The organism is Aquibacillus rhizosphaerae (assembly GCF_030282825.1).
GTDB classification, from domain to species: Bacteria; Bacillota; Bacilli; order Bacillales; family Amphibacillaceae; genus Aquibacillus_C; species Aquibacillus_C rhizosphaerae.
Genome location: NZ_JASTZU010000063.1, coordinates 49,238 through 64,652, shown reverse-complemented (window position 1 = coordinate 64,652; position 15,415 = coordinate 49,238). Strand labels below are relative to the sequence as shown.

18 protein-coding genes are annotated in these 15,415 nt (G+C 34.8%); 3 read left to right on the top strand and 15 right to left on the bottom strand.

What is annotated here, in order from left to right:
* Window positions 1-94: 94 nt before the first annotated feature.
* Window positions 95-826: an MBL fold metallo-hydrolase gene (locus QQS35_RS20330; RefSeq protein WP_285934077.1), complete on the bottom strand. Its 732-nt coding sequence runs from the start codon at window positions 824-826 to the stop codon at window positions 95-97.
* Between the two features lie 109 nt (window positions 827-935).
* Here QQS35_RS20330 and yhfH point away from each other — a divergent pair, with 109 nt between their 5' ends.
* Both yhfH and mnmH read left to right on the top strand, forming a co-directional pair.
* Window positions 936-1,064: a protein YhfH gene (gene yhfH / locus QQS35_RS20325; protein WP_285934076.1), complete on the top strand. Its 129-nt coding sequence runs from the start codon at window positions 936-938 to the stop codon at window positions 1,062-1,064.
* Between the two features lie 545 nt (window positions 1,065-1,609).
* Window positions 1,610-2,662 carry a tRNA 2-selenouridine(34) synthase MnmH gene (gene mnmH / locus QQS35_RS20320; protein ID WP_285934075.1) on the top strand — a complete coding sequence of 351 codons (1,053 nt, stop codon included), beginning with the start codon at window positions 1,610-1,612 and terminating at the stop codon, window positions 2,660-2,662.
* 225 nt (window positions 2,663-2,887) lie between these two features.
* Here mnmH and QQS35_RS20315 read toward each other — a convergent pair whose 3' ends face one another.
* From QQS35_RS20315 to QQS35_RS20280, 8 genes are all read right to left on the bottom strand, one after another.
* Window positions 2,888-3,136 carry a hypothetical protein gene (locus QQS35_RS20315; RefSeq protein ID WP_285934074.1) on the bottom strand — a complete coding sequence of 83 codons (249 nt, stop codon included), beginning with the start codon at window positions 3,134-3,136 and terminating at the stop codon, window positions 2,888-2,890.
* Between the two features lie 21 nt (window positions 3,137-3,157).
* A complete protein-coding gene (locus QQS35_RS20310) occupies window positions 3,158-3,859 on the bottom strand; it encodes a hypothetical protein (RefSeq protein ID WP_285934073.1) in 702 nt (233 codons plus the stop codon).
* On the bottom strand, window positions 3,856-4,602 hold the full coding sequence (locus QQS35_RS20305) for a hypothetical protein (RefSeq protein ID WP_285934072.1): 747 nt from the start codon (window positions 4,600-4,602) through the stop codon (window positions 3,856-3,858). The genes QQS35_RS20310 and QQS35_RS20305 overlap by 4 nt, the downstream gene beginning before the upstream one ends.
* Complete coding sequence (locus QQS35_RS20300; RefSeq protein ID WP_285934071.1) at window positions 4,583-5,485, bottom strand: ABC transporter ATP-binding protein; 903 nt, start codon at window positions 5,483-5,485, stop codon at window positions 4,583-4,585. The genes QQS35_RS20305 and QQS35_RS20300 overlap by 20 nt, the downstream gene beginning before the upstream one ends.
* The gene (locus QQS35_RS20295; RefSeq protein ID WP_285934070.1) at window positions 5,482-5,868 is read right to left on the bottom strand and encodes a GntR family transcriptional regulator; all 387 of its coding nucleotides are present in this window, start codon (window positions 5,866-5,868) and stop codon (window positions 5,482-5,484) included. The genes QQS35_RS20300 and QQS35_RS20295 overlap by 4 nt, the downstream gene beginning before the upstream one ends.
* A gap of 143 nt (window positions 5,869-6,011) precedes the next feature.
* On the bottom strand, window positions 6,012-6,956 hold the full coding sequence (gene hemH / locus QQS35_RS20290) for a ferrochelatase (protein WP_285934069.1): 945 nt from the start codon (window positions 6,954-6,956) through the stop codon (window positions 6,012-6,014).
* Between the two features lie 32 nt (window positions 6,957-6,988).
* On the bottom strand, window positions 6,989-8,023 hold the full coding sequence (hemE, locus tag QQS35_RS20285; RefSeq protein ID WP_285934068.1) for a uroporphyrinogen decarboxylase: 1,035 nt from the start codon (window positions 8,021-8,023) through the stop codon (window positions 6,989-6,991).
* A 143-nt stretch (window positions 8,024-8,166) separates the two neighbouring features.
* On the bottom strand, window positions 8,167-10,329 hold the full coding sequence (locus QQS35_RS20280; RefSeq protein ID WP_285934067.1) for a transglycosylase domain-containing protein: 2,163 nt from the start codon (window positions 10,327-10,329) through the stop codon (window positions 8,167-8,169).
* Between the two features lie 176 nt (window positions 10,330-10,505).
* Between QQS35_RS20280 and QQS35_RS20275 the strand changes: the two genes are divergently transcribed.
* On the top strand, window positions 10,506-11,021 hold the full coding sequence (locus QQS35_RS20275) for an antibiotic biosynthesis monooxygenase family protein (RefSeq protein ID WP_285934066.1): 516 nt from the start codon (window positions 10,506-10,508) through the stop codon (window positions 11,019-11,021).
* 54 nt (window positions 11,022-11,075) lie between these two features.
* On the opposite strand, the gene QQS35_RS20270 is transcribed toward QQS35_RS20275, so the two are convergent.
* The 6 genes from QQS35_RS20270 to QQS35_RS20245 all read right to left on the bottom strand — a co-directional run bounded on the left by QQS35_RS20270 (window position 11,076) and on the right by QQS35_RS20245 (window position 15,409).
* The gene (locus QQS35_RS20270; protein ID WP_285934065.1) at window positions 11,076-11,543 is read right to left on the bottom strand and encodes a thioredoxin family protein; all 468 of its coding nucleotides are present in this window, start codon (window positions 11,541-11,543) and stop codon (window positions 11,076-11,078) included.
* Entirely contained in the window at window positions 11,540-11,977 is a 438-nt protein-coding gene (locus tag QQS35_RS20265; protein WP_285934064.1) for a disulfide oxidoreductase, read from the bottom strand. Before QQS35_RS20265 ends, QQS35_RS20270 begins: the two co-directional genes overlap by 4 nt.
* Window positions 11,978-12,089: 112 nt before the next feature.
* Window positions 12,090-12,722, bottom strand: coding sequence for a response regulator (locus QQS35_RS20260; RefSeq protein WP_285934063.1), 633 nt, complete (start codon window positions 12,720-12,722; stop codon window positions 12,090-12,092).
* Between the two features lie 14 nt (window positions 12,723-12,736).
* The gene (locus QQS35_RS20255; RefSeq protein WP_285934062.1) at window positions 12,737-13,774 is read right to left on the bottom strand and encodes a sensor histidine kinase; all 1,038 of its coding nucleotides are present in this window, start codon (window positions 13,772-13,774) and stop codon (window positions 12,737-12,739) included.
* Between the two features lie 12 nt (window positions 13,775-13,786).
* Complete coding sequence (gene liaF / locus QQS35_RS20250; RefSeq protein ID WP_285934061.1) at window positions 13,787-14,563, bottom strand: cell wall-active antibiotics response protein LiaF; 777 nt, start codon at window positions 14,561-14,563, stop codon at window positions 13,787-13,789.
* Between the two features lie 180 nt (window positions 14,564-14,743).
* Window positions 14,744-15,409: a phosphatase PAP2 family protein gene (locus tag QQS35_RS20245; protein ID WP_285934060.1), complete on the bottom strand. Its 666-nt coding sequence runs from the start codon at window positions 15,407-15,409 to the stop codon at window positions 14,744-14,746.
* Window positions 15,410-15,415 lie beyond the last annotated feature (6 nt).

Sequence of the window (15,415 nt, the reverse complement as noted above, 5' to 3'; positions counted from 1 at the left end):
AACACAAATCTCCTACCTTTGCTTGTTTGTATTCGTATCATTCACTTCTATTAGTATAAAAGAAACAAAATTAGAAGGCAATTAAGGCACTTTACTAGAAACCCCAAGTCAGTCCTTCTCTTGCTAGTTGAATATTTCCTGCATAATAGTTCTGGGCTTCGCGTACTAAATCTTGTGTGTTTCCAAAGTGAGGATGATGACTGAGTATCAATTCAGGTATATTTGCTTTCCTAGCAATGTCAGCACACTCTTTACTGTTCATATGTCCTACCTTTGTTCCGTCTTGATTTTCGTAAAAACTACATTCACTTATCAGTAAATCTGCTCCTTCACTAAAAGAAATAAATGAATCGATATAACTAGAATCAGCTGTATAAACAAATGATTTTTCACCATCTGTAACTCTCATCGCAAAGCATGGAACAGGGTGTTTGGTTTTCATGAATGTTATTCGAAACGGCCCAATTTCTAACACTCTAGTAGGGTCATATGAAATTCCCTTTGTACTGTTATGAGTCAGCTTTTTAAAGTTCTCCTCATCTTCGCTATGTCCATAGATAGGTAAAACTTTATTGGTGTTTTGTATCGAATTCTGTACAAGCCAGCTATATTGCAACACACCCACATCGGCGATATGGTCATTATGGTAATGCGATAACACGACAGCATCAATGTCCATTACATCTTTATACGATTGAAGTCTTGAAAGAGCACCACTTCCACAATCCAACAAACAACTATACCCGTCTTTTTCTAATAAATAACAAGAAGTTGCACTTCCTTGTTCTGGGTATGCCCCCCAAAAACCTATTACCGTTATTCTCATCGCTAATTCCTCCTTAAACTAATTACTTTTAAATTGTTATAATACAGCATTGAATTTTTATACATGTTATAATACAATAGGTATACAATAAAGATTCGGAGGGATTCTAATGATTAGTATGGTTGAATTTTTCAGAAATCTACCTCGCAAAAAATGTTCAAAATGTGGAAATGATATAGTAGAGAAGGCGGACTGTTACGTTAATTTATGTGACAATTGCGACCACCCTGCCTTATAATAAATGATTAATTCTAAAGCAACTTATTTACTAAGTTGCTTTTTTCTTTGTTCCTGGCTGAATCGTTCCCTACGAAAAAACGAGTGTTTTAAAGCAGGACTCGAACTAGATAGAAGGAAATGACAATGAAGCTACGTCGGATTTTTTATCAACTTTGAAAATCAAAAGGCAGCAAAATTCACGCAAGAGCCTTATTTTAATATAGAAATCGATTGTATTATAACAGTATCTTCATTGCTTTTAAATAATAGGGATAACATTTTACGTAATCAATTTCATAATACCAATTTTATCGTAACCTACAACAATGTAGTTAAAAACCATTTCCAAACTATATATTGTCGCAGATGACTGAATAAGGTAATTATGAAATGGACTCAATGACCAATATTTTTACATTTTTTATAGAATACTATACAATTTATATAGACAAAGATAAATATCTTTTATTTTCAGACGTAATACTTCCTATTAATAAAAGTATTACTACCTGATAAACAGGTTGAAGTAAATTGTATTTAAATACATTCGTTGGAGTGGAAACTATGTTTCAAGACATTCGACTAGAAGAATTATTAGAAATGAAACAACAACAAAAAGTGGCAATCGTTGATGTCCGTTCTCCTTCAGAGTTTGCAAATGGAAATATACCTGGAAGTATTAACATCCCTGTTTTCACAGATGATGAACGCGCGGAAGTTGGAACACTGTACAAACAAGAAAGTGTTAGCGTTGCTAAACAACGTGGGCTTGAGATTATGTCAGCTAAACTACCTCAATTTATTAGTACCTTTAGTGAAATTCATAAACCAAAAGTTGTATATTGTTGGCGAGGCGGGATGCGGAGTAAAACAGCAGCAACGGTTATCGACTTAATGGATATACCTGTCTTACGTTTAGAAGGTGGGATACGTGCCTATCGTAACTGGGTAGTCGATACACTAGAAACTTTTGAAATGAAACCAATCACTTATTCATTAAATGGATATACAGGGACAGGTAAAACGATTATTTTGGAGAGTTTGCAAAGAGAAAATTACCCCGTCATTGATTTAGAGGGAATGGCCGCTCACAGAGGATCTATTTTTGGGCAAATTGGACTGGAGCCAAGTAACCAAAAGACCTTTGATGCGCAGTTACTTGATAAGTTACTTTCTTTCCGAGACTCTCCTTTTATCTTAATGGAAGCAGAAAGCAGAAGAATTGGAAAAGTAATATTACCAGACTTCTTACTAAGAGAGAAGGAACAAGGAACACAGATTCTTGTTGATATACCAATAGAAGAACGTGTGAAAAACATATTAGATGATTATCAACCTTGGAAGGATCCTAAAGAATTCATTCGCGCCTTTAAGATTATTAAAAGAAGGATACACACACCTATCGCAACTGAAATAGAAAAAAACCTTCTTGGAGAAAATTACTCAGAAGCCGTTTACTTATTACTTAAACATTATTATGATCCACGCTATGATCATACAATCAATCAATATCCAGATGCTAGAAATTACACGATCAAAGCAAACAATGTTCAAGAAGCTATTGCACCTATCAAAGAACTTCTAAAAAATATACATGTACAATTACAACAAACATAAAAAGAAAAAGCATGCGTAGCATCTTATCTTCTTCCATACAACCCATCACCAAAGAGAAAAATTCTTATAAGTAAGTTAATTTCATAATTACCTTATTCAGTCATCTGCGACAATATTGGTATTATGAAATTGATAGAGTAAATACATAAATAGAGTTAACCATTTATTGATTAACTCTATTTTTCGACGTTTATAGTGGTTTCCAACCGCATTAATATAATTTCTTTATACCATCCAATAATCAAACAAGAATCCTACAAGAATAAGACACACTCCAATAGGAAAGTAAACTTCTTTTTCATTGACCCCTATCTTTTCAAGAATGAGATTAATAGAAATGATGGTGCCTATAAACACGGCACTACGAACAAAATAATTTAGTTCTAAAAATATTTCTGGTGAAAATCTCTGTATTAGACCAGCTAGAAGGCCACAAGTAAGCAATAATAACGGAATTCTAAGTTTCCATTTCATAAATAATCCTCCTGTCTTAACTTACTTTTCCACAAATTCCACATCGCCTGTTATTTTAACGTTATTTGGGACTTTAATATAAAGTAATTCCGGTCCACGGATACCAAATGAAAAATATTCCGTTTTGAATTGTGCTGTTTTACTAAATTGAGTCGTTGTAAATTCAGCATCAAAATGTTGTAATTTTAAGTTTACTGGATTTGGTGACATAATATTTAACGTATTATTTTCAAGTTCTACATCGTACGCAATCTGATCGTTTCTTTTTAGTAACATGGAGTTAGTTGCATAGTGAACGACTTCAATCGTATTATCCATTTCACTCTTCACTTCAGCTAATATAAAAATATATTCCCCATTATTAGTTGAAGAAATGATTAACTCATCCTTTTGGAATGGAATGCTCCACTCATTCACTACATCCAATTCCTCCATTTGATCAATCGCCTCTTGGTCATCTGCCTGGTATATATTATTCTGTATCTGTTCTAACTCTGACCACCCTAGTGGATTTTTAGGTACACTAAGAAATTCATCATCAGGTAATACATAAAATAGGATAGTTGCGATTAGTAAAACGAGTATATAACCAACCAAAAACCGGTTTGTTCCAAATCCTCTCTTTTTCCTTTTGAAATTAAAACTTTTCTTTATTACAAAAAAGCATACACCTACTAATCCAATCATGATTAAGATTGGAAGAAATGTCGTAAGTATTGTCATTGTTTTACCTCCATTCGATTTGAAAGGGTTATTGATAGGAGGAAGAGCAGTCCAACCGTACCAATCATTTTTAAAACGAATAGTAGAATTGACGTTTCTTTTCCATACGTATCCATAATCCAAACAAGGAGTAAGGAAGTATCATGTGTGTTGGTACCGATAAACATACTTCCGATAATCAAGGTAGGAATTACAACAATAAACAATTTATGAAATTGTACAATTGTTCCGACTAGGTAACCACATGCAGCAAATGCAAAGATGTATAATATAGTTACGAACGTTCCCATTAATAAACCTTGAAAAGTAATGTCTGTAGCTATAATATAATCAGATTCATAAAAGAAGTATGCGATGACTTTATTGACGTTTCCAGTCATTATCGATGTAATTCCAGCTATGACACTAGCACTTAATAAAAACAAAAGATTAGATAGGTTACTCGTCAACCTGTTTGTAACAAATGTAAAATCATCATTTCGATAGGCGCGTGTCGTTATTAGAATTGAAGAAATAAATGCCCACAAAAATGTAAAAGCAATAACAACATTACTCGAATAAGTTCTGAATTCAATCGAATGTTCGTCGCCACTAACACCTCCGCTACTAACGCCTCCAAGTGAGAAAAGCATTCCAATCACTTGAATAGCCATAAGCGATGTGTACATGCCAGCGTAGGATTTAAGTTTAAAGGCATGTTGCTTTCGAACAAGACGCCACGTATTAATCTCTGGTAAAGACATCATCGATTCCTCCCTTATCGTTGCTTGTAAGATGTACACTTAGATCATCAATAGATACAGGAGATATTTCCAACCCCTCGATATGCGCTTGTTGCTTATCTAACTCATTTAACTCATTTCTAACAACAACATACGTATTTCCTACACCTATGTCTTTTTTATATAAAACTTCTTTCGTTTTTGTCCAATTCGAAATGACCTGTTTATTCCCACTAACTGCGATTGCATATTCTTGCAAATCTAAAACTGAAGAATGCAAAAGTACTTGACCCTCTTTCATCAGCAAGATGTCTTCTAACATATCATCCATTTCATCCAATAAATGACTAGATATGATAATTGTTCGAGGATGCTCAATATAATCTTTTAGTAGTGCCCGGTAAAAGTCCCTCCGGACAGCAGAATCCATTCCTGTCGTTGGTTCATCAAAAATGGTTAAGGGACATCTAGCAGCCAAGCCGACAATCACATTAAATGTGCTTTTCATTCCTTTCGATAGACTTTGATGCGTTTGCTTGGGATGGAAGGAAAAGTAGTCAAACAAGCGCTTAGCCAATTCCATATCAAAATTATTATAAAAACTGGCAGCGGATTCTAATAGCTCTTGTAAGTTTAAGGCAGTGGGAGGGGTGATGTTATCGTCAATAAAAATCATGTTAGCTGACACTTTCAGGTTATTAAAAGGTTGATATGAAAAAACATGTACTTCTCCGCTAGTTTTACGAAAAAAACCGGCAATCACCTTTAACAATGTTGTTTTTCCAGCCCCATTTCTTCCGATTAATCCAGTGATTTTGTTTTCTTCTATCGTAAAAGATAGATTTCTTATGGCTTGACGCCTTCCATATGCCTTTGTTAATCCTTTGCACTCAATAACATTCATTCTTCATCCCCCTCATCATTTTTACCTGCATCTTTTATTAGCTGAATTAGCTCACTTTCACTGACATTAAGGTGTTCCGCTTCAACAACTAAGTCTTTTACTAATTTTTTCAACGTTTGATCTTTCCGCTTTGTTAAAATAATTTGCTTAGCGTCAATTGATACGAATGTTCCTAGTCCACGCTTTTTATATAAAATCGCCTCGTTGGCAAGAATACTAATTCCCTTGGCAGCTGTTGCTGGATTAATGTTAAAAATATCAGCAAGCTGGTACTGCGAGTACATTTTCTCGTCAGCTTGAATATTCCCATTCAATATTTCTGTTTCCAACCATTCGGCTATTTGTACATAAATAGGTTTAGTACCATCAGAATTAATAATCAAAGCTTCACCTCCTTATCAAACTTAGTGCATTAGTGTTGTAATGCACTATATAATATTTTCCATAATGTTGCAAGTGGTAATATAAAAATAGGCATAAAAAAAACTTCGACTTTAAAAGTCGAAGTTTGAATGAACATACCTTTTTAAGAATGGACACTGCTTTTATACTTTTGCAAAACGACATCCGCTAAAGTTGCAATAAATTCTGGAGCAACATTCGGCATTTCCGGTCGGTAATAATTAGCGCCTAGTTCATCACAAACGACCTTACACTCATAATCATTATCATAAAGTACTTCTAAGTGATTTACGATAAATCCTACCGGTGCATAAACAAACGAACGGTAGCCCTTTTCATTGTATAAATCTCTTGTTAAATCTTGAACATCAGGGCCAAGCCATGGATCAGGCGTATTGCCCTCACTTTGCCAGCCCAGCTCATAATTCGTAATACCGGTTGCCTCAGAAATAAGTTCAGCTGTTCTTTTTAATTGATCTGGATACGGATCACCATCTTCAAGGATTTTTTCAGGCAAGCTATGTGCAGATACAACAAGCACAGCCTTTGCTTTTTCTTCATCATTCATTTTGGCATACTCACTTTCAATTGCCTTAGCCCAGTAGTCAATAAAACCAGGAGCATCATACCAGCTTTCTACGGAAGAGATTACTGGTTTACCATGCTTCTCAGCCTCTTTTTGGGCACGTCCATTATAGGATTTAACACTAAACGTAGAGTAATGTGGTGCCAATACAATTGAAACTGCTTCCTCAATACCATCATCAGCCATCTGTTTTACCGCATCTTCGATAAATGGTTCAATATGCTTTAAGCCTAAGTAATGAACAAACTCTACTTCGTCTTGCGTTTGATTCAATTTTTCTTCTAGAGCATTTGCCTGTTGTTGCGTAATCTCTGCAAGTGGAGAAATACCACCAATCGCCTTATATCTTTCTGTTAAATCTTCTAACATTTCTGGAGTTGGTTTTCTACCATGTCTAATATCCGTATAGTATCTTTCAATATCTTCTTCTTTATATGGCGTTCCGTATGCCATTACAAGTAAGCCCACTTTTTTCTTTGCCACGTTGCAAGCACCCCTTATCTATTTGTGTGTTGTTACTTTTTTGAATAACTATGAACAAACGCAGTCAATCGTTTTAATGTTTCTGGATTAATCTCTGGAGTCACACCATGTCCTAGATTAAAGATATGTCCTGGCTGCACTTTACCCTCATCAAGTATTGCTTTCGTTCTCTCCTCTATTACTTTCCAGTCAGATAAAAGTAGTGCTGGATCCAAATTACCTTGTAAGGCTTTTGTAACACCTAATTCCCTAGCCTCAGTGATTGACATACGCCAATCTAATCCGATGACATCTAGAGGTAGATCATTCCATTCCATGATAAGATGTCTAGCACCTACACCAAACATAATCAACGGAACACCGGTTTCTTTTAGTTCAGAGAAAATACGATGCATGATCGGTTTGATATAGTAACGGTAATCACTGACATTTAATGTACCTACCCAGGAGTCAAAGATTTGAATCACTTTAGCACCTGCATTCACCTGCGATTTTACATATGTAATAATCATATCTGCTAATTTATCCATTAATGCAAACCAAGTTTTCGGATCACTATACATCATTGCTTTCGTTTTATGATAGTTTTTTGAAGGACCACCTTCCACCATATAGCTTGCAAGTGTAAAAGGTGCTCCACTAAAACCAATAAGTGGTACGTTTAATTGTTCTTGTGTAAGCAATCGAATCGTATCAAGCACGTAAGGTACGTCCGATTCCGGATCAATTTTCCCTAATCTCTCCACATCTTTAAATGACCGAATTGGATCATCAATAACTGGTCCAATTCCAGATTTAATTTCTACATCGACACCGATTGCTGGAAGTGGCGACATAATATCCTTATACAAAACGGCCGCATCAACGTCATACATTTCAACAGGTAAACGAGTTACATAAGCACATAATTCTGGTTGATGGGTAATTTCAAATAATGAGTATTTCTCTTTTATTCTACGGTATTCTTGTTGCGATCTTCCAGCCTGTCGCATATACCATACTGGTGTATAATCAGTTTCTTCACCCTTGAAAGCTTTCAATATTGTATCATTTATTTTTTTAGACATTTGTTTCACCCTTTACATCTAATCCATTCCAATAATCACTATAACGAACTAACCTGTATCTGTATAGCAGAAGACACTAATTGTCACTAAATTGTAATTATTATAATAAAATAATTGTTGTTTTTTTATATTGTAATACTTTTTTACAAATTAATCGACAATTTAGCTTTATTTGATGGATTTCCTATTTGTTTTGTTAATGGATCATACGGTACCACATAATATATTTCTTCTTTAAAAGGATTAGCTCGTTCAATAGTAAATGTACCTTTTCCTACTACTTCCCCTATCTTAATATCTTCATTCTCTGCTTGCTTATAAACCTGATAAATAACTCGTTGATCACTTGATGTCGTCCATGTCAGTTCGCCTTGGACAAGTGAAAAACCACCTAACTTATATGTAGCATCTAGGTCACTAATCGTAGGCAGTTCTATAGGAATCGGCAGTTCCTCTACATTATCTGGTTTTTCAAATGTTTGTGCCATTTTTTGTTGTTTACTAAGTTCTTGTAAAATATTTTTAGTAACAACAGTTGGTGCTGTACTGCCCTGAGTTAAATAATGCGTTTCATCCACCTGATCATACCCCATCCATAATGCGGATACATAATCAGGTGTAATCCCCACAAACCAAGCATCATTTATTTTTCCTTCTACTTGAGGATGTTGCGTAGAACCCGTCTTTCCAGCCAAGGCTAAGTCGTAATTACCAGTTTGCCCAGTTCCGGTTTCTACTACACTTTCTAACATACGCAACATATTCCATGCCACTTGCTTTGAAAAAATGGTTTTCGATTCTGGATTAGATTGGGCTATTACTTCATTATTACGATTATGAATTCGATCAATCGTATGCGCATTAGTCCATTCTCCTCCGTGAGCAAATGTCCGATAACTTTCCACCAATTGTATAGGAGTCAAACCTTTTTCTAATCCACCAAGCGCAATAGCCAAACCGCTATCTGAGATGTTTATATTCATCTTCTCCAAATAATCCTTACTATATCCAATTCCAATTTTATCAAGTAACCATACTGCAGGAGCATTTTTTGATTGATTGACAGCGTCGTACATGGTTACAGTCCCATTATATTTTCCGTCTGCGTTAGAAACGTTGTAGCCATCGTAACTAATATCTTTATCTGTTAGTAAGGAATAGGGCTGATAATCCTCTAACTCCATCGCTGGTCCATATACAGCTAGTGGCTTGATTGTTGATCCAGGTTGTCTTGGTACAAGTAACCGGTTAATATCACCGCTTTGAAAGTCCCTTCCACCGATTAAAGCTTCTAGCTGGCCATTTTGTTGATTCATAAGTACAAAGGCTCCTTGAGTACCTTCTACAGAACCATAAAAGTTACCATCATCTTGAAACTGCTCATAGGCGATTTGTTGTGCTTTTTCATTTAGGTAAACTTCAATGCGATAGCCACCACGCCTTAATTCAGTTCCGGTTAATTGGTATGTATCAGCAACCTCTTTAACTACTATATCTATATAATCATCCAGCCAAGGGCGTTCTGGTTGTTCTATTTGATTTAACCCTAACGTTTTCCCTTGTAGCTGAAGCGTTTCCTCTGTTTTCAACATGTTTTGTTGATTCATTTGTTGCAACACTAAATCTCGCCGTGTTTTGGCTTGTTCCGGGTTATTAAGTGGTGAATAAGTATTTGGTGCCTTCGATAAAGCTGCAAGCATTGCTCCTTCAGAAACGGTTAAGTTTTCTACTTGTTTACTAAAATAAAAGTTAGCTGCAGTTTCAATACCATATAAACCATGAGCAAAGTAGATTTCATTCAAATATAATTCTAATATTTCTTTTTTTGTAAAATTTCTTTCTAAATAAATAGAAGCCATTACTTCTTTTGTTTTGCGCATCCATGTTTTATCATTCTGTAAAAACAAGTTCTTTGCTAGTTGTTGTGTAATCGTACTTCCACCCTCAACTTTTTCCATCGCAATGATATCTCTATATAAAGCACGCATAACAGAAGGAAAAGAAACGCCTGCATGGTCATAGAAACGCTTATCCTCAATGGCAATAAACGCATTTTCTACATGGTCAGGTATTTTCTCAATCGTTACAGGAATCCGATTTTCTTCATATAATTTTCCAACTACCTCACCATCTTTAGTTACAATCGTAGTTGTGGCTGGTAAAATCAAATCACGTTCGTTCACAACAAATCGTCCACCAAATATAATAAATAAATACCCTAAGATTGCTAATGAAATAATTGCAATGATTACAGCTATAGGCCACTTAAGCTTAACGGCCCAAGCTGGGAGTTGTTGTATTTTCACGATGAAACACCATCCTTATAGATACTTCTGTATATTTATATGCGGAAGCAATATTTTCTAATTATACGATAGTTATCTACCAACTTAAAGGTAGAGTTTATCACCTGCTTGCGGTTTGAGGTTAAATATTGCTAAACTAAACGTAAGATAATCATGTTATGAAAGGGTTTTATAAGATGCACGCCTATATGACAAACGGCACCCTAGACTATTTAAGCAAAGTTGCTAACAAACATCCACAGTTGAATATACTTTTTTTAGAGGATCAAGATAAAACCGTTGTTTACTATGAAGCTGACAAACCAACTATCTTTGAAGCAGCTAGAAAATACGACATCGTTGTTTCTAGTGGTAATTTAAAAGAGGATGGATTTGTTGTTATGAATAACATCCCTGTAACAGATGAAGGGAAGCCGATATTCGAAAGCCAGTTCAAAAAAAGAGCTAGTCTAATTGATAACACGCCAGGATTCTATGGCTTACGTGTGTTACGACCTTTTCAAGGAAATACATATGTAGTCATGGTGCAATGGCAAGATGAAGCAAGCTATGAAATGTGGAAAGATTCGGATTCCTTTAAAAAGTCGCATTCCAAAACAGATAAAACAGAAAAGAAGCCTCCTTATACTGCTGGCCCATCTTATGTAACTACCTACAAAATGGTTGACTTTGAGGAAGAGCAAAATTCCTAAATCAAGCAATATAAGTAAAGAGGCTTGTCACTTGGAATATCAAGTGACAAGCCTTTATTCAACTACATGATCATTAAAGAATTGTTCAAAATTCTCTTTTGGATGCTGACCAACAATACGTGATACTTCTTCACCGTCTTCAAAATGAATAAGTGTCGGTGTACTTTCGATGCTATATTCAGGCACTTTAAACTCCAACAAGTTCAATTTTTTAAGATCAATTCCCATTTCTTCAGCCAACGGTACAACTATTGGCGTTGTATTTCGGCAATAAACACAAGTTGGACTATAAAAATATACGGTAACATCTTCATTGTTTGCTAATTTATCTTCTAATTCATCTGGTAAAATTTGATTTTGATAGTTCTCGTTGTCCAATTGATCGATCGTTGCTTGATCAAGGTTATCTTTGCCATACGGATTTCCTTCTAACTTATCATTATTTTTAGAATTGATAACAAAAATCAATGCTCCAATTATTAGAACGATAACTAGTGTAAATAAAATCATCTTTTTTATCATTGTTTTTTTCTCCTTTGTTGTAAAAGTAAAGTTATGTGCAAGCCAAATATTACGATAAACGCAACTAAAGCTAGAAATGGAATGGTTATAAAACCGAAATAATTAATGTATTCAAGATTACAAGAAACTACACCACAAGAGTCTCCAACCTCACTTAAGAAAGACCACTTTTGTAACAGATAATGATAAGCAGATACAAATAAACCGATACCACTCATAAATAAGCCTGGTAATCCAATCTTCCAATCTTTTTTCACAAGAGCTGTACCATAAATAATAACTAACGGGTACATTAATATACGCTGGATCCAACACAACTCACACGGAATAAAACCCATTATCTCTGAAAAGAATAGACTTCCTAAAGTCGCAACAACACTCTGCGCCCATATAAAGAACATTATTTGTTCTGTTTTGTTTTGCTCATTAGACATAACTAGGTCCTTTCTATTAATCTTATATTTATTAGCTATATTTAAAGATATTCTACTGAAATATATTTGTCTACAGAAAAACCTTACCAACAGGTAAGGTTTTTTGTTCTGACTATTTTTTAACAAGTCCATTTTTATGAACATACACAGCCGCTTGCGTACGATCATTTACACTAAGCTTACTTAGAATATTACTCACATGCGTTTTCACCGTTTTTATTCCGATAAATAATTTATCTCCAATTTCCTGATTTGTTAAACCGTCTCCGATGCACATTAATACTTCTAGTTCTCTTTCCGTCAATTGATCATGGGCTTTACTCATATGAGATCTAAAACTAGTCATCATCTTATTAGCTACTTTTGATTCAATCACTGTTTCACCACTAAAAGCCTTTTTTATCGCAGATGAAATTTCATCTGCAGCTGATGTCTTTAACATATAACTGAATGCGCCTGCCTCTAAGGCTGGAAAAACTTGTTCATCATCATAATAACTAGTTAGGATGATTACCTTGCAATTAGGGTTTTCCTCCATTATTTTTTGAGTAGCTTCAATTCCAGTTCCATTTTCCATTATTAAATCCATTAGTACTACATCTGGTTTCGTCTCATTCGCAACTTTTACACCTTGAGTCCCACTCGATGCTTCACCAACAATTTCCAAGTCTGGCTCTGTCATCAAGTATGCAATTACTCCTTTTCGAACGACATCATGATCATCTACTACTACAACTCGAATCATTGGTATCCCCCTTATTATAATGGAATTCGAATATCGATATGCGTTCCCTCGCCTTGCTTGGATTTTATAGCGAAGGTACCTCCAATTTCTTCACTTCGTTCTTTCATTGTTTTTAATCCATATGATGTTTTCTTTTGTTGATCTGTTTCTAAATCAAAACCTTTCCCGTTATCCGCTACATGTAAAAATAGCTCCTGATTACGTTCCATAATATCTAAAGTTACCTCTGTAGCACCTGCATGTCGCAATATATTTGATAAAGATTCTTGGACAATACGAAATAAGTGGTCTTCTGTTGTTTCTGATAAATCACTGATTTCTTCTATTTCAATTACAAATTGAATTTGACATTTTTGCTTTAATTCTTCTACTAAATTATGTATGCCGATTTGTAACGGTTCTCCAGATAGGTGTACAGGTCGCAAATGCAATAATAATGCGCGCATTTCAGTTTGAGCCTTCAGAGCTGTCTCAGCTATTTCCTTCACTTGTTCCTTAGCCTGTTCTGGGCTTCCATCAAACAAGCGTAAAGAAGCTTGTGACATCATCGTTAATGCAAACAACTGTTGACTAACCACATCATGCAGATCACGAGCCAACCTCTGACGCTCTTCAATCGTAGCTGCTTTGTGTGCTGACTTTGCATATTCTGACTTTTCATCCGCCATCCTTTGTAAAGATTTCACCTGGCTTTGCATCTTCTCGCCCAACTCATTTAATTCTAAACCAATTCTAGCGATTTCATCATCTGAGTTATCATAGACCCTCGAACTATAATTCCCTCTTGATAATTGCGCAATTAATACTGATAGATAATCCATTCTTGTTTTCATGTCACCACTTGATTTAAATCCTACATAAACCGAGAAGAAAAATGCTAAGAATATATACAGGATTAAAAAAATAAATATACTGAATGCACTCAACCAGGTAGGTTGAAATAAAACATGAATCGATAATAGGATTGCCAATAACGTAACTGTCGTTAAAAATAAACCATATAAATGAGATTTTATATAGGTATAGCGGATTGTATTCAAGCGTTGTAACATAAAGTTCCCCTCCTATACTTTATCAACTCTAATTGAACCTGCCTTTAAGCTCAGATAGATTGTTAGTTTTCTTGTTGCAACTTCATAGTTTGGGGTCACAAATGTTAATGTCCGATTTATCCCTTCAGCACTTTGCCCAAATACATTAATATCTCCAGCTTTTACATGCGCTTCAAGGGAAAAATCTATATTTTCAGGCATGAGAATCCTTACATCTCCCGCCCATCCTTGTATCCGTATAGGAATTTCTTTATCTGGTATAAACGCCTTCGTAAAATCAATATGATAGTCTCCAACCGCATTCCATAATTCCAATGGTTCAACTTTCCAATTTGGTGTGTTGAACTTATGATCACCTACTACAAACTTTTGTTTTTTACCATACATTTTTTCACTATCTTTATGATCATCTGAATCAAAAATAAATTGAAATGTTTTTTTCTTTTTACGCTTATTCGATGAGCCAAATAAACTGAATCCCAAATAAACAATTAATAACGGCCATAATTTATAAATATCCATAAATTTAAATTCTAATAACTCAAATCTATCCATAAGTAATAATCCGCCAAAGACTGTTAAAAAAGACCCTGTCCAAAGTCCTCCCTTACCTTTCAGTCCATCAAAAAACCACTTACATCCTAGTAATATAAAAAAAGCAGGGTAGACATATAACCAAGCCTCAGCGAACTCCCATGATACTAGTCCTACATTTATTAATACTAAAGCCGTCCCTAATAATATAATGATAATAGCTACGATATTTCGCATGAAGTTCTTTTTTCTCATTGCGACTCACCCCTTACAAATACTTATTATTTATATTCGAATTGGATAGTAGAAAATCCTTTATTAAAAAATTGAACTACTATATTAATCGTTTATAATTTATTCCATTACTACTATAACATTAGTATAAATAAAAAACTGCCGGTCAATAACGACCGACAGAAGGGTTTTAACTCAGTCTTAAGTCTGAGATTTATAATAAAAGAACCTTTTTTTCATACGAACGATAAGATGATATAAGCCAATCCAAATCATTAAGAATATAAAACCGAACATATATCCAGCTAGTACATCCGATATATAATGCACACGAATCACATATCTACTAAACCCAATAAGTATAATTAATAAAACACCTATGATGTTGATCCATACTTTCAAACGTTTTGATTTTGTATTTTGCGTTAAAAAATATACATAAAGCCCATATGCAATCATCGCACCCATTGCATGTCCAGACGGAAAACTATAACCTATTCCCTCTGCTTCCTCCATTATTCTCGGTCGCTCCCGTTCAATTAGCACTTTAATCCAATGATTAACACGATAGCCAAGAAATGTTCCCAATACTACCATAAATGAAGCAATCCAATCCTTGGAAAACCTCCATAAAAACAGGGAGAATAATATTGTGAACGGTGTAATGAAAGTCCCTGAACCCAACTCTGTAATCCAACGAAAGCCACTAAAAATAGTTGTATTGTCTAAATTAGCAACTAATGGAGAAGCCCAAAGATCAATAACTGGCATATCCTCACTTATGACCCGAACGGTTAACAATATACTACTAACAACAGCTAAGATAAAAAAACTGACATAAAAATAGTTACGTTTAAACTTATGCAAATTATT